Consider the following 21,820-nt stretch of genomic DNA (forward strand, 5'->3'; position numbering starts at 1 on the left):
TGACTAACCATATCGGTTTCATCGGTCACGCGGAAAGGGTGCCGATGTCCTGGTCGAGCCTGCCGCCGGCGGTCTGGGTGCTGGTGGTCGCGCGGGCGGTGAACCGGCTCGGCGCCTTCACCCTGCCGTTCCTCGCGGTAGTGCTGACCGTCGAGCTCGGAGCGACGGTTTCTCAGGCGGGACTGATCCTGACGGGGTTCGGACTGGCGACGATCCCGTCCCGGCTGTTCGGCGGCCACCTGGCCGATCGGATCGGCCGGAAGTGGACGATCGTGGCGGGCCTGGGTGGTTGCGCGGTGGCGCAGTTGTGGATCGCGGCGTCGCCTGGTCTGTGGTCGGCGATTCCCGCGGTGGTGCTGCTGGGGTTGGCGTTCGAGATCTACGAACCACCGAGCCAGGCGATCATCGCGGACGTCACCGGGCCCGCGGACCGCCCAGCGGCGTACGGGTTGCTTGGTGCGGCTATGGCCGTGGCGGCCGTCGCAGCAGGGCTTCTGGCGGCCTGGTTGGGGCAGTGGGATCTCCGCTGGCTGTTCGTAGTCGATGCGGCGACCTGCCTTGCTTGCGCAGTGCTGGTCGGCCTGGCCTTGCCTGGCGCTCGCCGTGCTCAGCTGAACCGGGCCGCGAGAGCCTGGCGAGATCGGAAGCTGCTACTCATGCTCGGCGTCGGCACGGTCTTCGCTGTGCTCTACATGGAGGTCCTGTTCGGGCTGCCGCTGACCATGCTCGACGAGGGAGTGCCTGCGTCCGGAGTCGGGATCGTGCTGGCCGTGTCGGCTCTCACTCAGATCGCGGGGCAGCCACTGCTGCGACGTCTTGTTCTGGATGACTTCCAGGTGATGACCGTCGGCTACGTGCTGCTGGCCGTCGGGCTACTGGCGACTGGCTTCGCCGGCAGTCTGTCGGCGTTCGTCGTGGCAGCGGTGGTCTGGAGCCTGGGGGATCTACTTCTCCTGGGCCGAGCCCTGACGATCGTGTCGGGTCTGGCTCCCGAGCATGCACGCGGCCGCTACCTGGCCACCTACGGACTCAGCTGGGGGTTCGCCACTGCGGTCGCGCCACTGGCCGGGAGTTGGCTGATCGAAGGCGTCGGGTCATTCGGTCTCTGGGCGATTTGTGGTCTGGCTGCCGGTGGCCTGGCCGCCGTTCAACCTCTGCTGCGGTGTCGGCTGCGAAAGCCTGACTAAAGAGGTTCAATGGGTGCGGGAGGGTGGATGCGCGACACGGTCGACCCAGAATTCGCCTCGTACGTCGATGCGCGGCAAGGCAGATGGCTCCGTACGGCGTACTTGGTCTACGGGGACCTGGAACGTGCTGAGGAGCAACTCCTGCGCGCCTTCACCCGGTTGTCCCTGCGATGGGACCGGGTGGACGACCCGGACCTGTTCGTGCAGCAACTGCTCTACCGGTCGGCCTTGTCGCGGTGGTCCCGGGCCAAGCCGTTCGACGGCGACGAGGACCAGGTCAAGCAGGCTTTGGGCGCGCTCAGCGCCGCGCAGCGCGCAGTACTGGTTCTGCTGCACTTCGAGGAGCTCACCGAGTTCGAGGTATCCGATGTGCTGGGCATGTCCCATGCCGCGGTGCACTCGCACGCACAGTCCTCGCTGAGTCGGTTCCGCCTGGAGCTCGGCACGGGGGACTGGCGTGATGTCACCGGCAGGGAGAAGCAGTGAGGCGCGAGGGAGTGCCGATCCTGCTCGACCAGGCCTCGGACCGGCTGCCGGAGCCGGACCTGGCCGACGTGGCTTGGGCGGGTGGCGTGGTGATCCGGCGGAGGCAGCGTCGCAGTACGGTCGCTGGAATCGTTGTGGTGCTGGTGATCGCGGTGGTCGTGGCTGTGCTCATCGCGCTCGGCGGGAGCGGCAGGAGCGGAATCGCGCCGCCCACGACCGCTCCGACTCACCCACCTGGCTACCTGCCGCCGACCGGCCAGATCGCCGGGATCGACTTCTGGACCGCACCACCCGCGGGCAGTGAGCGGTTCCTGGATCGGATGGATACGCCGTTGGGCGATCTGCTGCGCACCCCGGAGGACCCGGACGAGCTGCGGGACAACCCGGTCGACCAGGTCGCCGCGGTGGTGCTGGCGGAGCTGAACGGGAGTTACACACCCCTGCTGCTCGCGCCCAACACGGACTGGGTCCGGGCGAACCTGCGGCTACGGCCGATAGCGACCGGCCAACCTCTCAGCTCGGGATCGATCGCGCCGAACGGCAGACTGGTCGCCTTCCCGCAGCCGGGTGGAGTCGTGGTGATCGACGCGAGCACCGACAGCACCAAGGAGATCCCGGTGCCGGCGGCGGACCTGCGCAGCGTCAGTTGGTTGCCGAACAGCCGCAACCTGCTCGTCAGCGGGCCGGGCTCGGCCTACCGGGTCGAGGTGGACCTTCAGAGCCGGGAGAACCCGGAGGTCGTCGCGGTTGCTGCTAGCAACAATGCCGAGGCCGCGACAGCGCCGTACCGGCTGGACGGGCCGCAGGGGCGCGTGGTGATGATGCAGTACACCCGCAGTGACGGCTGGTATCCGGTCGGAAGTCCACGGTTGCCGGTGGACTCCTGGGTGGGTCAAACGTTTGCTGTCGGCAACATGGCCGCGAGGTTGTTCGTCGCGACCCAGCTGCCGCAGGTGCCGACCGCCGCGTCCCGGCCGCAGGTGGTCGCGGCCATCTCGCCCCAGCAGACATCGCCGGGCCGGCTCCTCGTCCTCGGCGAGACCCCGGCGGCGACACCGACACCGGGCCGCACCACCCCGGACGAGGTCCGTGAACCGGGTTGCTGCTTCGTCCTCGGCTGGTACGACGACCGCACGGTGCTGCTGCAGGTCAAGGACTGGGTGCTCGGCTGGGACCTGGGCACCGGCCGGGTACGCCGCGTCACCGAGCTCGAGGTCGGCGCTGTCGCCCTCGGACCCGGTCTCCGCGGCTAGCCGGCGCCGTCCTCGAGGATGCACCGCAGCGTCATCGCGACCAGGTGCTCCGCGTCCTCCGGCCTCGGCATCTGCTCACCCGTCAGGGCACGGATGATCAGCACACCGGCCAGCCACTGGACCATCAGCACCGGGTCCGCCGTCGAGCGGATCGGTTCACCGCGCCGGCGGGCCCGCTCCAGGGCGGCGGCCGTCAGCGCGATCCGGCGCTGCAGGAAGTTCCGGTAGAACACGGCGAACTGCTCGTCCCGGTTCATCTCGGTGACCGCGAGGCGAACCAGCGCGACCCCTTCCTTGCTGTTCACGAACGTCAGCGCGCTCGTGTAGACCTGCCGCAGGTCGCCCGCGATGGAACCGGTGTCGGCATCCGGTATCTCGATGTCGAACATCAGCGCCATCGCGTCGTTGGCGAGCAGTTCCTTGCTCGCCCACCGGCGGTAGATCGTCGCCTTGCCGACGCCGGCCGCCTCGGCCACGTCGTCCACCGTCATTCCGTCGAAGCCGCGCTCCAGCAGCAACTGGACGGCGTACCGCCGGATCCTCGGCTCTGCGTCCGGGTCCCGTGGCCTGCCGCGTCGCGGCCTCTCCCCGCTGTTCTGCCCCATTTCACTGTCCCCAGCTCGGACGGTCGCAGTGGCGCGGCTGCGGACCGTGTGATCAGGCCAGACTGCCACAACCGGGCCGATGTCACGTCGATGTCACTTAACGGAGTGCTTTGTCACATGCCTGAAACATGAGGACCGATCGGTTGAAACGGCGCGCCGACACCGTTTGCGGTGTGGCCGTGCTGCTGAGTTCCCCGGCGTTGTGGAGCTCCCCGACTGAGGACGCGGGCCACCCCCAGATCGATGGAAGGGATGACGTTGATGGAGATCAACGCCGGCGATACCGCCTGGGTCTTGGTCAGTGCCGCCCTGGTGTTCTTGATGACACCGGGCCTGGCTTTCTTCTACGGCGGCATGGTGCGCGTCAAGAGCGTGCTCAACATGATGATGATGAGCGCCATCACCATCGCCGTCGTCACCGTGCTGTGGGTGGTGGTCGGCTACTCGCTCACGTTCGGTGGTGACACCGGTCGCGTCATCGGTGACTTCTCGGTCGCCGGGCTGAAGGGGCTGATGGCCCCCGAAGCGGTCAGCGGCACCATTCCGACCTTGGCCTTCGTGGCCTTCCAGTTGATGTTCGCGATCATCACGCCGGCCCTGATCTCCGGCGCGATCGCCGACCGGGCGACGTTCCGCGGCTGGATCGTGTTCGTGGCGCTGTGGACCTCGCTGGTCTACTTCCCGGTCGCGCACTCGGTCTGGTTCCTGGACGGTGACAACCCTGGTGGCTTCATCGGAACCGGGATCAAGGCGATCGACTTCGCCGGTGGCACCGCGGTGCACGTGAACGCCGGTGCCGCCGCGCTGGCGCTGGCGATCGTGCTCGGCCGCCGGGTCGGCTGGCGCAAGGACCCGATGCGGCCGCACAGCCTGCCGCTGGTGGTGCTTGGTGCCGGTCTGCTGTGGTTCGGCTGGTTCGGCTTCAACGCGGGCTCCGCGCTGAGCGCCGGCACCACCGCCGCGGTCACCTTCGTCAACACCCAGGTCGCCACCGCGGCCGCCGTGATCGGCTGGCTCATCGTAGAGCGGATCCGGCACGGCAAGGCCACCACGCTGGGCATGGCCTCGGGTGCGATCGCCGGTCTGGTCGCGATCACCCCGGCCTGTGGCGCGGTCACGCCGGTCGGAGCGCTGATCCTCGGTGTGGTCGCCGGTGGAATCTGCGCCTTCGCGGTCTCGCTGAAGTACAAGCTGGGCTTCGACGACTCCCTCGACGTGGTCGGCGTGCACCTGGTCGGCGGTCTGGTCGGCTCGCTCGCGATCGGCTTCCTCGGCTCCGCGGCCGCCCCCTCGGCGGTGGACGGGCTGTTCTACGGTGGTGGCGTCGACCAGTTGGGCCGGCAGGCGCTGGCCAACCTGATCGTCGGTGTCTACTCCTTCGTGGTCGCCTTCATCCTGGCCAAGCTGATCGACCTGACCATCGGCTTCCGGCTCAAGGAGGATGACGAGGTCGCCGGTGTCGACCAGGTCGAGCACGCCGAGACGGCGTACGACTTCCTGGCCGCGGGCTCGGGCCTGCGCGGACACAGCACCGTGGTTCGCACGACTGCCCAGGACGACGTCGACACCGACACCGCTGAGAAGGAAGGTGCGAAGGTATGAAGCTGATCACCGCGGTGGTCAAGCCGCACAAGCTGGAAGACGTCCGGGCCGCGCTGGAGACGTTCGGGGTGACCGGCATGACGGTCACCGAGGCGAGCGGCTACGGCCGGCAGAAGGGCCACACCGAGGTGTACCGCGGCGCGGAGTACGAGGTGGACCTGGTCCCGAAGGTCCGGCTCGAGGTCGTCGTCGAGGACGGTGACAGCGCCGACGTGGTGGACGTGATCGTGAAGGCCGCGCAGACCGGCAAGATCGGCGACGGCAAGGTGTGGGTCGTCCCGGTCGAGACGATCGTCCGGGTCCGGACCGGCGAGCTGGACGGAGACGCGCTGTAAATGGTGGATCGAGCAGCACAGCGGCGCGCTCGTGCCGATGAGGCCGACGCGCTGCTGTACCTGCTCCTCTCCAAGGCCTGCGACGCCCTCGGTGTTCCCACCGAGGGCGTCGCGCTGGTCGCTGTCGGCGGCTACGGCCGGGAGGAGCTGTCGCCGTACAGCGATCTCGACGTGATGCTCCTGCACGCCGAGGGGTATCCACAGGTCGACGAACTGGCCGCCCAGATCTGGTATCCGCTGTGGGATTCCCGGACCAGGCTGGACCACAGCGTCCGCACGGTCGCGGAGGCCCAGCAGGCAGCGGCCGACGACGTACGGGTCGCGCTCGGGCTGCTGGACGCGCGGCACGTCGCGGGGGATTCCCACCTGACGTTGCAGTTGCGGTCGACCTTGATGGCCGACTGGCGCCGTACTGCGAAGACGCGGCTGCCGGCCCTCGCGGAGGCGTGCCGGGACCGGGCCAACACGGTCGGCGAGCTCGCACACCTGGCCGAGCCGGACCTGAAGGAGGCGTACGGCGGGTTGCGGGATGCCGTCGTACTGCGGGCTCTGGTGGCGTCGTGGCTGGTCGACGTACCGCACCCCGTGGTGGAGCGGGCTCGGCTGGATCTGCTGAACATTCGGGACGAGTTGCATTCGGTGGCCGGGCGTGCAACCGACCGGTTGGTTGCCGATGTGGCTGGTGAGGTCGCGGCCGGCCTGGGTTTGCCGGATCGGGATGCGTTGCTCCGGCACGTCTACTCGACCGGCCGGACGCTCGCGCATGTGTGCGACGTGTCGTGGCGGCGGATCGAGAGCCTGGTGGCCCGTCCGCCTCGCTCACGGCGTCGGCACCGTAGTGGCGGCCCGTTGCTGCTGGCTCTGGACGAGGGTGTCGGGCAGCACGAGGGTGAAGTGGTTCTGATGCCGGATGCGCGGCCAGAGCGGGATGCGGTGCTTGGGCTCCGGGCTGCGGCTGTTGCCGCCGATCGGGACTTGGTGTTGTCGCCGGCTGTGTGTGCGCGGCTGGCCAACACCGCTGCGATGCTGCCGGAGCCGTGGCCGACGGAGGCCCGGCGACTGCTCTGTGCGTTGCTGGGCGCGGGATCGGGCCTCCTGGAGGTCTGGGAGGCGCTGGACCAGGCCGGGTATATCTCGCGAATCCTGCCGGAGTGGGACAGCGTGCGGTTCAGGCCGCCGCAGTCGGCCGTCCACAGGTACACCGTTGACCGGCATCTGCTGGAGACCTGTGTCGAGGCCTCCAAGATGGTCCGCGACGTACGGCGGCCAGATCTGCTGCTGGTGGCCGCTCTCATCCACGACCTCGGCAAGGCCGTCGAAGGCGATCACAGCGTCACCGGGGCCGTGATAGCGACTGACATCGCCCGGCGGCTCGGCTTTGCCGAGGCTGACGTGGACACGATCACTCTGCTGGTCCGGCAGCACCTCATGCTGGCTCAGGTAGCCACCCGGCGGGATCTGGACGACCCGATGACGGTCGAGCTGGTAGCGGGCATCGTCCGCGACACGGACACGCTGGACCTGCTGGAAGCCCTCACGTACGCCGACGCGCGTGCTGCCGGTCCTGCTGCCGCGTCGCCGTGGCGTCTGCGCCTGGTGGGTGAGCTGTCCCGGCGCGTCCGGGGTGAGCTGTCTGGGGGAGGGGCTGGTATCTGGCAGGAGGCTCCGCCGATCCCTGTGCCGCAGTTGCACCAGGTGGTCGGGGTGGGACGACTCGGGGTGACTGTGTCGGAGCACCGCGGCGATGTGCGGGTGAACGTCGCAGTACCGGACCAGGTCGGCACTCTGTCGACTGTTGCCGGGGTGCTGGCGGTGGAGCGCCTCGCAGTACGGTCTGCTGCTGTTACCTCGGTTGAAGGACTGGGGATCTCGCAGTGGTCGGTGGCCGGCGCGGCTCCAGACCCGGTGCGTTTGCGGGATCGGCTCGCTGTGGCGCTGCGAGACGACAGCGATCTCGTACGGCGCTTGGCCGCGCGCGACTCGTCTGCCAAGGGGAAGAGTGCGGCTAGTCGCGTCGACCTGCTACCCGACGCCTCCGAGACAGCGACTGTCCTGCAGGTGCGAGCACATGACCGCCCGGGCCTCCTCTACGACGTCACTGCGGCCATCGCCTCGACAGGGGCTGACATCCGCTCGGCACACGTGAGCACACTCGGCGCAGAGTGCGTGGACGTCTTCTACCTGACCGACAGCGATGGCTCGCCTCTCGAGGACGAAGACGCGCGCACCACCGCCAAGTCAGTACTTGATCGCTTGACGTTTTAGGGTCGAGGGGTGGATCTAGTAGAGGCGTTCCGGCTTCAGGCTGCGGCCTGCGAGGACCTTGGCTCACCTATGTACGCGGACCTGCTGCGGCGGATGGTGGACGAGTACGAGATCGGTGGTTCGGTGAGCGACGTGCTGGTCGGCTATGAGGACCAGCCGGCCGGCGCGGCGATCGCACTGCGGCTGTTGGGCTCTGTGCATCGAATGGTGCTCGCGGGGGAGGCTCCGGAGCTGGCGGCGTTCTACCCGAGTGTTGGCGGCGAGTGGGACCAGAGGCTCGGCTGGGAGGCGTTCGACCAGGTCCTGACAGCCCGTGGGCCGGAGCTGCGCAGTCTGCTGACGCAGCCGCCTCAGACGAACGAGGTTGGCCGCTCCACCGCCCTGTACGGCGGTCTGCTCCGGCTGGCCGAGGTTGTCCCGCTGCCGGTGCGGCTGTTCGAGATCGGCGCGAGTGGCGGGCTGAACCTTCGCGCTGACCAGTTCCGCTACAACCTGGCGGACGGGTCCAGCTACGGCATCGCCGACAGCCCGGTGGTGTTCGAGAACGCGTGGTCGGGGCGGCCGATCCCGCCGGTGCCGGACCTGCGGATCGTGGAGCGCGTCGGCAGTGACATCGCCCCGGTGAACCCGTTGAGCGAGGACGGCGCCCTCACGCTCACGTCGTACGTGTGGCCCGACATGGCTGCGCGGCTGGAACGCCTGCGGGGTGCGCTGGAGGTCGCGCGGAAGGTGCCGGCCGACGTACGGCGGGAGGACGCGTTGTCGTTCCTGCGCAACCTCGAACTGGCCGAGGAGCACGTCACGGTCGTCTGGCACTCGGTGATGTGGCAGTACCTGACTCCTGAGGACCAGGCCGCGGCGGACGACTTGATCACCGCGCTGGGAGCACGCGCGACCCCCTCGGCGCCGCTGGCCCACCTCTGCCTCGAACCGATGCGCCGTACTCCGGAGGCGGAGCCCGAGTTCCTCGTAGTACTGCAGGTGTGGCCCGGGGGAGTGCCGCGCATCCTCGGCAGCTCCGACCCCCACGGGCTGCCCGCGCACTGGGAATGAGCTCAGTCGGTCAGTACCGCGACCAAGGTGTCCGTGAGCTCGGCGGCGTACCGGCCGTCCGGGTCCAGGTCCGGGTCGAAGATGCCGATGTCGAAGCCGACGCACTTGGGCGAGGCGAGGATCGGCTTCAGGAGCTGGCGAAGGTGCTCGTGCTGGAGCCCACCTGGGTCTGGGCTGTCCACGGCCGGCATCACCTCTGCGTCGAGGATGTCCACGTCCAGGTGCACCCAGAAGCCGTCGAGGTCGTCCCGCTCCAGGTGGCGCAGTACTCCGTCGGCCGCGCCTGCCGGGTCGTCGATGATCGCAAGCGCCGACCAGTCCGGGATCCCCGCCTCGCGCAGACTTTCGAGGTACGCCTCGTCCTCGCGGTAGCCGAGCATCACCGCGTCCTCGTCGCGGACGTACGGGCTGAGGTCCTCCAGGTCAGTCAGGTCTGCTTGACCCCGCCCGGTCACCAAGGCCAGCGCCTCGCCACCCGCGGCACCCACGTGGGCGTCGTTGTCGACCGTGCGGAAGTCGGAGTGCCCGTCGAGGTACGCCACGCCGTACCGCCCGCGCCGCTTCAGCGCCAGCGTCGGCCCCAGCAAATTGCTGCACTCACCCCCGAGCAACACCACGAACTTGCCGTCGTCAACGAGCTTCCCGACTCGGTCGGCCAACTTGCCGCTGTAGCTGGCCATAGCCTCCGCGTTGAAAACGCCGTCCCCGGGTTTCCAGTCCCCACGGTCATACCGCGGCGGCGTCACGCATCCGGCGTCCTCGGCCCCGATCCGACTCAGAAACCCCTGATCACGCACGGCTCCCGCCAGCTTGTAACACCCCGGCACGGTCCCCGCCTCAGGCGGCCGGAGCCCGAGATTAGACGGCCCATCCACCACAACCCTGCTCTTCCCCACGGCAACCTTCCTAACCACTAATTCAAATCTAGTGGTTAGAAGCTCCCAGCCCTCACCGCCGCTGTCAACCACCCACCGATCCACAGCCCGGTACTTCGCCCTGTCACTCCCGCCCGCGATCCACAGTCGAGGTCCGCCCAGGCCAACTCCGCCCAGCACCCCCGCCAACAGACGCCCCCGCCCCGCGCGCCCCGTCCCCCAAGGAAGGCACCCGCCAAGTCGCCTGCCCCGCAGGCGCCAACCCACTGAGAAACCGCATCTCCCCACGCACCCCCGCCACCTCCGCCACCTGCCGCTCGGCCACCGCCGCCGGCGCCTGCCGCTCGGCCTCCGCCGCCGCCGGCGCCTGCCGCTCGGCCTCCGCCGCCCCCGGCACGTGCCCGTCGACCTCCGCCGCAGCCCCAAGCCCACCTCGCGGCCCGCCACTCCGCGCCACCTCCGCATTAGGCGACTCGGCCGGAAAAGGCTGCCCCGGCGTCGCCCGGTAATGCCGCCGGATCTCCTCGACCTTCGCGTTGAGACTCCGCCGAATATCCTCCGCCACCGCCTCACCCGTCCCCGCCGACCTCTCCGGCAACGTCGGCCAGTGCTCATGCTTCATAGCCTCGATCAACGCCGCCCGCACAGCCACCCGATCCCCGTCCGGAACCACCTCAGCCAACCGATTCCGCACCACCCCATCAGCCAACTGATCGAAGTGCATGACACCAGGACCATGCGTGGCTTCGGCGATGAACGCGTACCTGTCCTTGGCGGGCCCGGACGCTTGGGTGACCAAGCTGTTCATCGCCGCGTACGCACCGGGGTAGGCGGGCGTGGGCAGCGTCAGTCCCGGGTATCCGGCGTTGGCTGAGAAGGCGGCGAAGTCGTTCATCGCCCGCAACTCGGCGAACCCTTCCATCGCCCCCTGCGAATGAGCGCTGCGCACCGCGTTCGGCTCCGCCGGCGCATCGGTAGCCATACCCGCGTGGGTCGACTCATGCAGGACAGTGGCCAGCGCCTCTGCCTGGTCGTCGGGATGGCTTGCCGACGGAGGGCCGGTGAGATGCCGCAACGCGCGGTCTTGCGAGAGACGGATATCGCCGGTCTTCGGGTCGAAGCCACCCCAACGGTTCGAGTCCGTGGCGTACAGGTTCCTGTTCCAGCGGTCGACGCTGGTCGGCCGCATGTCGCGGACCAGCTGGTAGAGCCGGGCGAACTCCTGGTAGACGGCTGAGTCTCGGGGGACGAGCCGATCGTCGCCCATTGGTCAGCTGGTAGGAGATTTGGGGTCGTCCAGGGGCCAGGTCGGATCGCGTAGCTCGTCTTCGAGGTGCTCTAGAACGCGCGTCATCGCGTAGATATGGGGAGCCTCGTCGGCGGCGGCCCGGTCGGCGATCTCCCAGATTTTGCGGCGGGCTTCTTCAAGAGCCGCGATCTGCTCCTCGACAGTGCCGCCGGCGCGGTACGCGGCTGCGTGGACCTCGCCGGCCTCGTGGTACAGCTCGCTCCACTGCCTGGGTGGCTCGGGTGGATCGGCGAGGCCGTCGATCAAGGTCTTGGTCCACGAGCGGTCGTGGTCAGAAGCGTCGTCGGGAACGAGCGCGCGGAGCTTCGCCTGCTCGGCGGCGACATCCGTGCCCTGCTCGTTCTTCACCTTGTCCCGGGCGCGGGAGTAGGCCGTGTTGAACTCCGGGAGATCCAGTGGCATTAGCCCCTCCTTGATGACCGGTCGCGTACTGCCCGTAACGATATCCAGGTTGGTCCTCGGTCAGGGCGGGTTATCCACAGGGTCTGGGGTAGGTGGCAGTGGGGGCGTAGTACGGGCGTGAGCTGGACGGGTGGGGCCGGTAGACTCGTCGGGTTGCCGGGATCCTGGCTTTGCTCCATCGAAAGAAACGGACTGCTCTCTCGTGTTCGACACCCTTTCCGACCGCCTTTCCGCCGCCTTCAAGAACCTGCGGGGCAAGGGCAAGCTGACCGATGCCGACATCGACGCCACCGCCCGGGAGATCCGGATCGCGTTGCTGGAGGCCGATGTCGCGCTGCCGGTGGTGAAGACGTTCATCGCGGCGGTCAAGGAGCGGGCCGCGGGGGCCGAGGTGCGCGGCGGGCTGAACCCGGCGCAGCAGGTGATCAAGATCGTCAACGAGGAGCTCGTCACCATCCTCGGTGGCGAGACCCGTGAGCTGCGGATGGCCAAGCGGCCGCCGACGGTGATCATGCTCGCCGGTCTGCAGGGCGCCGGTAAGACCACCCTGGCCGGGAAGCTGGCCAAGTGGCTGAAGGAGACCAAGCACCAGACGCCGATGCTGGTCGCAGCGGACCTGCAGCGGCCGAACGCGGTCACCCAGCTGCAGGTGGTCGGCGATCGGGCCGGCGTACCGGTGTTCGCGCCCGAGCCCGGCAACGGTGTCGGCGACCCGGTCGAGGTCGCCCGGCTGGCGATGGACGAGGCTCGGAGCAAGCAGCACAGCGTGGTCATCGTCGACACGGCCGGCCGGCTGGGTGTCGACGAGGAGCTGATGAAGCAGGCCGCGGACATCCGCGACGCGGTCACCCCCGACGAGATCCTGTTCGTCGTCGACGCGATGATCGGCCAGGACGCGGTCACCACCGCGCAGGCCTTCCTCGACGGCGTCGGCTTCGACGGCGTGGTCCTGTCCAAGCTGGACGGCGACGCCCGCGGTGGTGCGGCGCTGTCGATCGCGCAGGTCACCGGCCGCCAGGTGATGTTCGCCTCGAACGGCGAGAAGCTCGAGGACTTCGACGTCTTCCACCCCGACCGGATGGCGTCGCGCATCCTCGGCATGGGCGACGTGATGAGCCTGATCGAGAAGGCCGAGCAGTCGTTCGACGCCGAGGAGGCGGCGAAGACGGCCGCCAAGCTGCAGAAGAAGGGCGGCAAGGACTTCACCCTGGACGACTTCCTCGCCCAGATGCAGTCGGTCCGCAAGATGGGCCCGCTGACCAAGATCTTCGGCATGCTGCCCGGCGCGTCCCAGTTCAAGGACCAGTTGGAGAACTTCGACGAGCGCGAGATCGACCGGATCGAGGCGGTCATCCACTCGATGACGCCGGCCGAGCGGGCCGACCCGAACATCATCAACGGCTCCCGCCGGCTGCGGATCGCGAACGGCTCGGGCACCGAGGTGGCCACCGTCAGCGGCCTGGTCGAGCGGTTCTTCGAGGCCCGCAAGATGATGTCGGCGATGGCGTCCGGCAAGGGCATGCCCGGAATGCCGGGCATGCCCGGGATGCCGGGCATGGGCGGCGGGAAGAAGGGCAAGCAGCAGGCGAAGAAGAGCAAGCCCAAGCGCGGTTCCGGTAACCCGGCCAAGCGGGCCGGCCAGGGTGGCGGGGCGCCGGCCGAGCCGCAGCCGGGTCAGTTGCCGGCCGCGTTCGGCGGCGCCGCGGGTGGCGACGGCTTCGAACTGCCGGACGACCTGAAGAAGATGCTCGGCGGTAAGTAACCGCACCAGTTCGAGAACATTCTCGAGAGAAAAACCCCCGGTCGCTACGCTCGGTAGCCGGGCGACCTGGGCTGCCATGGATCGGCCACGGAGCGCAAGTCTCCGGTCGGGCAGAAACCTCTGGCCACTCGCCCGCGGTTGCCGGAACCCCACCGGCGGATAAGATCGTGGCTACGCCCGAAGTAACGAAGTACTGCTGAACGTGGGGACGGTTCGGATGAGGCAGCAGTTCGCAAACCTGGATACGTGGCGGGGCAAGTTGACCGCCGCCTGGGTCTGTCTTGCGCCTCCGACCGCGATGGTGGCGGTGTTCGTCGCCGGCGGAGTCACCTCGAACACGTTCATCGTCGACGCGCACGCGCTGAGCCAGCCGCGGCAGGACTCGGTCTTCGACGAGTTGGCCAACGACCTGCCGAAGCAGCCCGGTGTCGACGGCAGCGTCGCGACCGAGGAGAAGTCCCAGATCCAGGTCCCGGTGACCGGCACGGTCGACAGCACCGTGCCACCCGTCACCGGTGTGACCGGTGACGCGTCGGGGATCCCGGGCACCGTTTTGGCGGCGTACCAGAAGGCCGCTGCCGACCTGAACGTCTCACAGCCCAACTGCGGCATCACCTGGCCGCTGCTGGCCGGCATCGGCAAGGTCGAGTCCGCCCACGCGAGCGGTGGCCGGGTCGACGCCAACGGCGTCACCCGCGGCAAGATCCTCGGCCCGGTGCTCGACGGCGGCCCGGGGATGGCCGCGATCAGCGACACGGACCAGGGCAGGTTCGACGGCGACACCCGCTGGGACCGCGCGGTCGGCCCGATGCAGTTCATTCCGGGCACCTGGAACGGTTTCGGTGCCGACGGCAACGGTGACGGGGTCAAGGACCCGCACAACGTGTTCGACGCGTCCCGGGCCGCGGCGGAGTACCTCTGCTCCGGTGGCGCCAACCTGAAGGACCCGCAGGGCCTGGTCCAGGCCGTACTGCGGTACAACCACTCGATGGACTACGTGTCCACGGTGCTGCGGTGGATGCAGTCGTACAGCAAGTCCACCGTGAAGATCCCGGACACGGACGGCGTGATCAGCCCGCCGACCGACGAGACGGGCAACGTCGAGCAGGGCGACGACCGGACCGAGGTCCCGAACACGCCGACCCCGACCACGTCGACCTCCGTACAGCCGACCGCGACCAGGTCGCCCACGCTGACCCCGACGCCGTCGCCGACGAAGCCGACCACCCCGAAGCCGTCGCCCTCCAAGCCGACGCCGTCGAACACCCCGGGGACGCCGACGACGACCCCGACGCCGACGCCGACGCCCACTCCGACGCCGACCCCCACGCCGACTCCCACACCGACGCCGACTCCCACGCCGACGCCGACGCCGACGCCGACGCCGACTCCGACTCCGACGCCGACCCCCACCCCGACGCCGACTCCCACGCCGACACCGACCCCGACGCCGTGTACTTCGACCGAGACGCCGCCGCCCACCTCGGAGCCGGCTCCGACCTGCACCGCGCCGCCGGAGACCACCGCGCCGGAGACCACCGCCGTGCCGTCCGCGGGCGGGACCTCGAAGACCTCCTGAGCGGCTGAAATCGGCCTCTGAACGTTAAGATTTCCCCTCCGGTCGGCAACCGGCCGGAGCCCCCGCAGTCCCGGCTGAGCGTGGTCGAGGGCTGAGCCGGACCGCTGGGCTATCGGCTCAGGTAACTTTGGGTCGCACCTTGGTAACTTTCCGGCGCGTCGGTCGTTGTGGGAACTATGCGCCTAACCCGTAGTGGAAACCGTCGGGTCAAAATCATCATCGCTTCACTGTGCACGGCCCCCCTCCTGGTCGGGGCCATCGTGACAGTCGCCTCGGGCGGAGCCGGTGCCTCCGGCCAGCTCGCGGCGGACAGCCCGGTCGCCCCATCGCCTGGAGCCGGACTGAACAGCGGTGAATTCGACGAACTGACCATGATCGTCCCCCAGCGTCCAGGAGTGGATGGCCAAGTCGGATCCGACAAACCTGCCCTCGCCGACGTGCCCGTGCAGGGTGCGACCGACGGCCGGTCCGTGGTCCGGCCGGGACGACCCGGTGCCGTCAACGGCATCCCCCGCGGGGTCTTCCCCGCGTACCGCAGGGCCACCGCGAATCTCGCCGTGGTCCGCCCGAACTGTGGGCTCACCTGGCCCCTGCTGGCCGGGCTCGGCAAGGTCGAGTCGGACCACGCCAGCGGCGGCAAGGTCGACGTGGCCGGCACCACCCGGGGCAAGATCCTCGGCCCGGTGCTGAACGGCCGCTTCGGGATGGGCCGGGTCAGGGACACCGACAAGGGCCGCTACGACAGCGACACGGGCTGGGATCGTGCGGTCGGCCCGATGCAGATCATCCCGGGTGTCTGGACCGAGTTCGGCGCCGACGGCAACGGTGACGGCTTCCGCAACCCGAACAACGTCTACGACGCGGTCACCACGGTCGCCGTCTACCTGTGCTCCGAGGGCGACGACCTGAAGCGCCCGCGGGACCTGGTCGCGGCCCTGCTGCGCTACCAGCACTCCAAGGACTTCGTCGCCACCGTACTGCGCTGGATGCGCGTCTACAGCAAGAGCGCCGTCCTGGTGCCGAACGCGACCGGCAAGCTGCCGACGCCGAAGTCGACCGGCAACGCCGTGCGCAAGGTCGACCCGCGTGAGGTGCCGGAGATCCCGGACGACACCGCCACAGTTACGCCGGCGCCGAAGCCGACCAGCCGGCCCACAGACCAGCCGACGGTGCCGGACCCGGTGGACACGCCGACCGGCCGCCCGACCTTCAAGCCGACCGACCGGCCCACGGACAAGCCGACGCCGACCCCGACGCCGACTCCCACGCCGACGCCGACTCCCACCCCGACGCCGACCCCCACGCCCACCCCGACCCCGACTCCGACGGGCACCCCGTCGAGCAACCCCTGCTCCGCCGAGACGAACCCCACTCCCTGCACCCAGGGCAGCGGCTCGCACGGCTAGCCCAACTCCAGTTACGGTCGCCGTATGACCGAAACCGGTGTACTACGGCTCGCCGGCACGGTTCTGCCGGCCGGAGAGCAGCAGGAGCTTCACCTCAGTGGCGGGCTGGTGGTCGACCGGCCCGCCACTGCTGACGTCACCACCGTCAGCACCGGCGGCTGGATCGTGCCCGGCCTGGTGGACGCGCACTGCCACATCGGCCTCGACCAGCACGGCGGCGTCGACCGGGAGGTCCAGGAGCAGCAGGCGATCGCCGACCGCGACGCCGGCGCGCTGCTGGTCCGCGACGCAGGTTCGCCGGTGGACACGCACTGGATCGACGACCGCGAGGACCTGCCGAAGATCATCCGGGCCGGCCGCCACATCGCCCGCTCGAAGCGCTACCTGCGCAACTACGGCTGGGAGATCGAGCCTCACGAACTGGTCGCGTACGTCGAGCAGGAGGCGCGGGCGGGCGACGGCTGGGTCAAGCTGGTCGGCGACTGGATCGACCGCGACGCCGGCGACCTGACCCCCTGCTGGCCGGCGGAAGCCCTCACCGCCGCGATCGCGCGGGCCCACGAGCTCGGCGTCCGGGTCACCGCGCACGTCTTCGGCGAGCACGCCCTGCCGGACTTGCTTGCCGCCGGCATCGACTGCATCGAGCACGGCACCGGGTTGATGCCGGACATGCTCGACCAGATGGCGCAGCACGGCGTGGCGGTGGTGCCGACGGTCGTCCAGTTGGAGAACTTCCCCCTGTACGCCGACCAGGCGGCCGCGAAGTTCCCCGTGTACGCCGACCACATGCGCGACCTGTACGTCCGCCGTCGGGACACCCTGCGCTCGGCGTTCGAGGCCGGAGTACCGGTGTACGCCGGCACTGACGCGGGTGGCGTCCTCGGGCACGGTCTGGTCGCCCAGGAGATCCAGGCCCTCACCACGATCGGCCTGACCGGTGAGCAGGCCCTGGCGGCCGGCTCGTGGGCCGCCCGCGAGTGGCTCGGTGCGCCGGCCGACCTGGTTCCCGGCGTACCGGCCGACCTGGTCGTCTACGACGAGGATCCTCGCAAGAACCCGGCGATCCTCAGCCACCCGCGCCATATCGTCCTGCGCGGCCGCGTCTACACGCCCTGACCCCGGAATCTGCGAGGATCGCGGCCAGAACGGCTGTGTGACCGAACAATTTCAGCGAGTTACGGGAAATATTCACGTAACTACTGGTCGCGGCGGAAGATTTTGCCCTACCGTGAGTCGCACCCGCCGACGCCCCTCGGCGGGACGTCCGTCGCGGGAGGCGCGGCGGACGTCGCAAGGGAAGGAACGAACCCCGATGGGTAAGACCGCCCGAGTGCCCAGAATTTCGCTCAGAACCATGCCCAGGATGACCGCGTTGCTGGCCGCGGCGGCCGCCGGAGCGATCGCGCTCAGCGGCGCGCTCCCCGGCAACGCCGCCCCAGCGCCCGAACCGGCCGGCTCCGCGATGCCGAGCGACCTCGCCACGGCCTTCCAGACCGCCGCCGACCAGTACGACGTACCGCGTGAGGTGCTCGTCGGCATCGGGTACGCCGAGTCGCATCTCGACGGCCACAACGGACAGCCGAGCCAGTCCAACGGATACGGCGTCATGCACCTGGTCAGCAACCCGCTGAACCCGACCATGTCCGAAGCGGCCAAGCTGACCGGGATGCCGGTCGAGCGACTCGCCAAGGACACGGCCGCGAACATCACCGGCGCCGCCGCGGTGCTCGACGCGTACGCCGACCAGGCCGGGCTCGCCGGAGACGCCCGCAAGGACCTGGCCAAGTGGTACCCGATGATCGCGAAGTACTCGCACTCCGCCGACGCCCCGACCGGCCGGCTCTACACCGACGAGGTCTACAAGATCATCGGCCAGGGTGTCGGCGCCGCGGGTGTCCGCACCGAGCCCAAGCCGGTGAACCCGGACCGCGGCGCCTACGCCAAGGTGGCCCCGCTCGGCACCCGTACGCCGGCCTCCATCCAGGCGGTCGACTACCCGGGCGCGATCTGGAACGCCGCCAGCACCAGCAACTACCGGGTCGGCCGGACCGCCGCGATCTCCACCATCGTCATCCACGTGACCCAGGGCTCGTACGCCGGCACGATCAGCTGGTTCAAGAACCCGGCGTCCCAGGTCAGTGCCCACTACGTACTCCGGTCCAGCGACGGCCAGGTGACCCAGATGGTGGCCGAGAAGGACACCGCCTGGCACGTGCGCAGCGCCAACCCGTACACGATCGGCCTCGAGCACGAGGGCTTCGTGGACCAGCCGTCCTGGTTCACCGACGCGATGTACCGGTCGTCCGCCGCGGTGACCCGCAACATCGCCGACCGGCGGGGCATCCCGAAGGACCGGGCCCACATCAGAGGCCACAACGAGATGCCGAACAACGACCACACCGACCCGGGTCCGAACTGGAACTGGACCTACTACATGCAGTTGGTCAACGGCGGCAACCCGCCGACGTACAACTTCACCACCTACGGCAGCGGGGTCCGGGTCCGCTCGGACGCGAAGCTGACCGCCTCGATCGTCACCACGCTGGCCGGTCCGACACAGGTGTTCGTGACGTGCCAGAAGCAGGGTGACCCGGTCACCGCCGAGGGCACCACCAACAACTGGTGGTCGAAGCTGCGCGACCAGGGCGGGTACATGACCAACATCTACATCGACCATCCGGCGGCTCAGCTGCCAGGTGTGCCCATCTGCACCAGCTAGACAGCTGAAGCGACAGCGGTCCGGGGTCCCCGTCTGGTGGACCCTGGGCCGCTGCTGTCTGGGTACGATCCAGTAGGCGCCCTGGTGAAGAGTAGAGCCTGCTGTACCGACGGTGAGGGGTCCGTTGTCGCAGGATCGTGGTGACGACGACGAGAGGTTCCTGCGATGCTCACGAAGATCCTGCACCGGGGCTGGCCGGCGTGCAGATACCTGCTCACCCGGTTTCTGCTCGGTGTCTCGCTGCTGGCGATCCTGCCGCTCAGCGTGCTGCTGGGCTGGGTGAGCCCCGACGTCACCGCGGCGCTGGTCAGGCTGGCCAATCGCGAGCAGCGGGAGGCGTCGAAGTACCTCGGGCTCCTGCCGGAGCCGGCGCTGCCATCGGCGGCGCCACGCGGGATGGGAAACGTCGTCGCGCTGTTCCGGGACAAGGCCTTCCGCCGGAGCCTGCGGATCCTGCTGCTGCCCGTGGTGGTGATTCCCGAGCTGATCGTGGTGGTGGTCGCGCTGGTGGCGGTGCCTGCTGCCCTGGGCAGCATGGTCCTTTGGCCGCTCGACCCCGGCAACTTCAACCTGATGGCCGTACCGATCGACAGCTGGTGGAAGTCGCTGCTCTTCGGCCCGCTGCAGATTCTGACCGGGATCGGCCTGCTCGGCTGGGGAGTTCCCGCTGTCGCTGCCCGACATGCCAAGGCCGTTCGTGGCCTGCTCGCGCCGACGTCGGGCGAGTTGGAGACCGCGCGGCTGGCGGAGCGGGTGGAGGAGTTGACCCGGACTCGGGCCGGCGCGGTGGACTCGCATGGAGCCGAGCTGCGGCGGATCGAGCGAGATCTGCACGACGGCACCCAGGCGCAGCTGGTTTCACTCGCCATGCGGATCGGCATCGCCAAGCAGACGATGGCAGAGGACCCCGAGAAGGCGGCCAAGCTGCTCGACGACGCCAGGGACGGCGCCGAGCAGGCCATGACTGAACTCAGAGGCGTACTGCGAACCATGTACCCGCCGATCCTCGCGGATCGCGGCCTGGCGGGTGCTGTCTCCGCACTGTCCGCCCGCTGCCCGATCTCGGTAGAACTCCGCGTAGGTGACCTGGGAACAGTCCCTGCTTCCGTGGAAGCAGCCGCGTACTTCGTGGTCGCCGAATCCCTCACCAACGTCACCAAGCATTCAGCAGCCGGCCATGTCGACCTCCTCCTCGAGCGGCGTGGCCCAGAGCTCTACCTCGCCATCACCGATGACGGGATCGGCGGTGCCCGGATCAACGAGCAGCCCGACCTGCTGGGCCGGGGGAGTGGCCTGCATGGCATGGTGCACCGGGTGGAAGCGATCGACGGACACCTGGAGCTGCAGAGTCCCATCGGCGGGCCTACGACGGTCGAGGTGATCCTGCCGTGCGAGTAGTGATCCTTGAGGACAACCCGATCCTGGCCGAAGGGCTCGGCCTGCTGCTGGGCAACTCGGGCTTCGAGGTGGTCGCCGTCGCCGGTGACGCCGAAGAGTTCGCCAAGGCCGTGGCGGAGCACCACCCGGACATGACGGTGGTCGACGTACGGCTGCCGCCTACCTACACGGACGAAGGTCTGCGGGCTGCGATCGAGGCCCGACGGGTGCGACCGGGTCTGCCGGTGCTTGTCTTCTCGCAGTACGTCGAGGAGGTGTACGCGGCGGAGCTCCTGGCTGCCGGGAGTGAGGGGGTCGGCTACCTGCTCAAGGACCGGGTCTCCCGGGTCGACGAGTTCCTGGAGGCCGTACGCCGGGTCGCTGCGGGCGGTACCGTCCTCGACCCCGAAGTGGTCAGCCAGCTGATGGTGAGGCGCAGTGATCCGCTGGAGCGGCTGACTCCGCGTGAGCGGGAGGTGCTCGCCCTGATGGCCGAGGGTCTCGGCAACACCGCGATCGCCGAGAAGCTGGTGATCAGCGAGGGTGCCGTCCACAAACACGTCGGCAACGTGTTCCTCAAGCTCGACCTACCGCCGACGGACTCGGGCCACCGGCGCGTCCTCGCAGTACTGGCGCACCTCGGGCTCTGACGGGTCAACCGGAGTTCGGCAGCTCGCTCAGGCGTTTGCGGCGGAACTCGGCTTCCCAATTCTCGAGGTGACGGAGCTCGGCCTCCAGCCAGTCGGGGATTTGGCGGCGCCGGACCAAGGCTCGGGGGAGTGCGCGAGCGGCCGAGGCGAGACCGCGCCGACCGGGCCCGGACCTGGCCGCGTTCTTGAGATGCGCGTCGACCACAGGCCAAGGTCGTCGCATCACCGCGGTCAGCAGCAGGTTGCGGGCGATCCGCGCCCGGTGCGTGGCCTCGGACTGTCGGTTGCTGGACGGATGGTGATGGACGATCAACTCGGGGAAGTAGCGCAGTTGCCAGCCGTCGGCCGCCAGGTCCAGCGCCACTCTGGTCTCCTCGCCACCGAAGAACACCACCGGATCGAACCCACCCACGCCGAGGAATGCGTCCCGACGCATGACCGCCCCACAGGCCGCGAACCCGAGAACCGGCTTGCCTGCTGAGCTGCCGCACGCGCCGCAGGATCGTGCCCGAAGCGGCTTGCCATCAGCGGCGACTAGGCCATGATCCGGCACAGCGGATCCTCCAGGTTCGCGTCGCCGAGAAGGATGCGGGCGGCAACGAGTCCCAGCTGCGGATTGCCGGCGAGCAGGCGGGTCGCTTCCGCCAGCGCCTCCGCCGCCCACCAGGAGTCGTCGTCGGCGAAGGCGACGTACGGGGTGGCGGCGAGGCGGACGCCGACATTCCGCGCCGGTGCGCCCCGGTTCCGGGTCAGCCGGACCACGCGGACCTCGGGATGGAGCCGCGCGACGGCTTCGGCGGTGCTGTCGTCGGATCCGTTGTCGATCAGGATGACCGGATCATCGTGGTAGGCGAGGCTTCGCAACAGCTCCGCCCTGCGGTTGCGGCTCACGACGACGGTCGTCACCTGCTGCGTCAAAGTCACCCTCGCTCCTCTCCGCGCTGGGGTGCCCTCC

20 protein-coding genes are annotated in these 21,820 nt (G+C 69.2%); 14 read left to right on the plus strand and 6 right to left on the minus strand.

Translation table 11 applies throughout. The features are described from left to right. The first annotated feature begins 44 nt into the window (after positions 1-44). From ABD255_RS15360 to ABD255_RS15370, 3 genes are read left to right on the plus strand one after another with little or no spacing between them, the layout of a single operon-like run. Complete coding sequence (locus ABD255_RS15360) at positions 45-1,187, plus strand: MFS transporter (RefSeq protein ID WP_344214258.1); 1,143 nt, start codon at positions 45-47, stop codon at positions 1,185-1,187. A gap of 27 nt (positions 1,188-1,214) precedes the next feature. Then, the gene (locus tag ABD255_RS15365; protein ID WP_344214260.1) at positions 1,215-1,673 is read left to right on the plus strand and encodes a sigma factor-like helix-turn-helix DNA-binding protein; all 459 of its coding nucleotides are present in this window, start codon (positions 1,215-1,217) and stop codon (positions 1,671-1,673) included. Beyond that, positions 1,670-2,926, plus strand: a complete 1,257-nt coding sequence (locus ABD255_RS15370; protein ID WP_344214262.1) for a hypothetical protein — start codon at positions 1,670-1,672, stop codon at positions 2,924-2,926. Before ABD255_RS15365 ends, ABD255_RS15370 begins: the two co-directional genes overlap by 4 nt. Here ABD255_RS15370 and ABD255_RS15375 read toward each other — a convergent pair. Next, the gene (locus ABD255_RS15375; protein ID WP_344214264.1) at positions 2,923-3,531 is read right to left on the minus strand and encodes a TetR/AcrR family transcriptional regulator; all 609 of its coding nucleotides are present in this window, start codon (positions 3,529-3,531) and stop codon (positions 2,923-2,925) included. The two genes, ABD255_RS15370 and ABD255_RS15375, sit on opposite strands and share 4 nt — an antisense overlap. A 252-nt stretch (positions 3,532-3,783) precedes the next feature. Between ABD255_RS15375 and ABD255_RS15380 the strand changes: the two genes are divergently transcribed. The 4 genes from ABD255_RS15380 to ABD255_RS15395 are packed head-to-tail and all read left to right on the plus strand — an operon-like array spanning position 3,784 to position 8,786. Beyond that, the gene (locus tag ABD255_RS15380; RefSeq protein WP_425554422.1) at positions 3,784-5,133 is read left to right on the plus strand and encodes an ammonium transporter; all 1,350 of its coding nucleotides are present in this window, start codon (positions 3,784-3,786) and stop codon (positions 5,131-5,133) included. After that, positions 5,130-5,468: a P-II family nitrogen regulator gene (locus tag ABD255_RS15385; RefSeq protein WP_344214268.1), complete on the plus strand. Its 339-nt coding sequence runs from the start codon at positions 5,130-5,132 to the stop codon at positions 5,466-5,468. The genes ABD255_RS15380 and ABD255_RS15385 overlap by 4 nt, the downstream gene beginning before the upstream one ends. Beyond that, a complete protein-coding gene (locus ABD255_RS15390; RefSeq protein WP_344214270.1) occupies positions 5,469-7,733 on the plus strand; it encodes a [protein-PII] uridylyltransferase in 2,265 nt (754 codons plus the stop codon). It begins immediately after the preceding gene. Positions 7,734-7,742: 9 nt separating this feature from the next. After that, the gene (locus ABD255_RS15395; protein ID WP_344214272.1) at positions 7,743-8,786 is read left to right on the plus strand and encodes a DUF2332 domain-containing protein; all 1,044 of its coding nucleotides are present in this window, start codon (positions 7,743-7,745) and stop codon (positions 8,784-8,786) included. Between the two features lie 2 nt (positions 8,787-8,788). Here ABD255_RS15395 and ABD255_RS43690 read toward each other — a convergent pair whose 3' ends face one another. Genes ABD255_RS43690 through ABD255_RS15410 form a run of 3 tightly spaced genes read right to left on the minus strand, consistent with a single transcriptional unit; the run spans position 8,789 to position 11,372 of the window. Continuing rightward, positions 8,789-9,841, minus strand: a complete 1,053-nt coding sequence (locus ABD255_RS43690; RefSeq protein WP_425554423.1) for an arginase family protein — start codon at positions 9,839-9,841, stop codon at positions 8,789-8,791. Then, a complete protein-coding gene (locus ABD255_RS15405) occupies positions 9,786-10,928 on the minus strand; it encodes a hypothetical protein (protein WP_344214276.1) in 1,143 nt (380 codons plus the stop codon). Before ABD255_RS15405 ends, ABD255_RS43690 begins: the two co-directional genes overlap by 56 nt. A 3-nt stretch (positions 10,929-10,931) precedes the next feature. Further along, positions 10,932-11,372 (minus strand): hypothetical protein, encoded by a 441-nt coding sequence (locus tag ABD255_RS15410; RefSeq protein ID WP_344214278.1) that lies wholly within the window; start codon positions 11,370-11,372, stop codon positions 10,932-10,934. Positions 11,373-11,574: 202 nt separating this feature from the next. On the opposite strand from ABD255_RS15410, the gene ffh reads away from it, so the two are divergent. The 7 genes from ffh (at position 11,575) to ABD255_RS15445 (ending at position 20,865) form a co-directional block, all read left to right on the plus strand. Next, positions 11,575-13,134: a signal recognition particle protein gene (gene ffh / locus ABD255_RS15415; protein WP_344214280.1), complete on the plus strand. Its 1,560-nt coding sequence runs from the start codon at positions 11,575-11,577 to the stop codon at positions 13,132-13,134. A 217-nt stretch (positions 13,135-13,351) separates the two neighbouring features. Continuing rightward, a complete protein-coding gene (locus ABD255_RS15420) occupies positions 13,352-14,713 on the plus strand; it encodes a lytic transglycosylase domain-containing protein (protein ID WP_344214282.1) in 1,362 nt (453 codons plus the stop codon). 437 nt (positions 14,714-15,150) lie between these two features. Continuing rightward, positions 15,151-16,119 (plus strand): lytic transglycosylase domain-containing protein, encoded by a 969-nt coding sequence (locus tag ABD255_RS15425; protein WP_344214284.1) that lies wholly within the window; start codon positions 15,151-15,153, stop codon positions 16,117-16,119. 24 nt (positions 16,120-16,143) lie between these two features. Further along, on the plus strand, positions 16,144-17,235 hold the full coding sequence (locus tag ABD255_RS15430; protein ID WP_344214286.1) for an amidohydrolase family protein: 1,092 nt from the start codon (positions 16,144-16,146) through the stop codon (positions 17,233-17,235). Positions 17,236-17,473: 238 nt separating this feature from the next. Continuing rightward, positions 17,474-18,838 (plus strand): N-acetylmuramoyl-L-alanine amidase, encoded by a 1,365-nt coding sequence (locus ABD255_RS15435; protein WP_344214288.1) that lies wholly within the window; start codon positions 17,474-17,476, stop codon positions 18,836-18,838. A 165-nt stretch (positions 18,839-19,003) separates the two neighbouring features. Then, entirely contained in the window at positions 19,004-20,236 is a 1,233-nt protein-coding gene (locus ABD255_RS15440) for a sensor histidine kinase (protein ID WP_344214290.1), read from the plus strand. Beyond that, positions 20,227-20,865 carry a response regulator gene (locus ABD255_RS15445; protein WP_344214292.1) on the plus strand — a complete coding sequence of 213 codons (639 nt, stop codon included), beginning with the start codon at positions 20,227-20,229 and terminating at the stop codon, positions 20,863-20,865. Before ABD255_RS15440 ends, ABD255_RS15445 begins: the two co-directional genes overlap by 10 nt. A gap of 4 nt (positions 20,866-20,869) precedes the next feature. On the opposite strand, the gene ABD255_RS15450 is transcribed toward ABD255_RS15445, so the two are convergent. Both ABD255_RS15450 and ABD255_RS15455 read right to left on the minus strand, forming a co-directional pair. Next, positions 20,870-21,301, minus strand: coding sequence for a glycosyltransferase family 2 protein (locus tag ABD255_RS15450; RefSeq protein WP_344214294.1), 432 nt, complete (start codon positions 21,299-21,301; stop codon positions 20,870-20,872). 98 nt (positions 21,302-21,399) lie between these two features. Continuing rightward, entirely contained in the window at positions 21,400-21,789 is a 390-nt protein-coding gene (locus tag ABD255_RS15455) for a glycosyltransferase family 2 protein (protein ID WP_344214296.1), read from the minus strand. Positions 21,790-21,820 lie beyond the last annotated feature (31 nt).

It is taken from the genome of Kribbella sancticallisti, from assembly GCF_039530625.1.
Lineage (GTDB): Bacteria > Actinomycetota > Actinomycetes > Propionibacteriales > Kribbellaceae > Kribbella > Kribbella sancticallisti.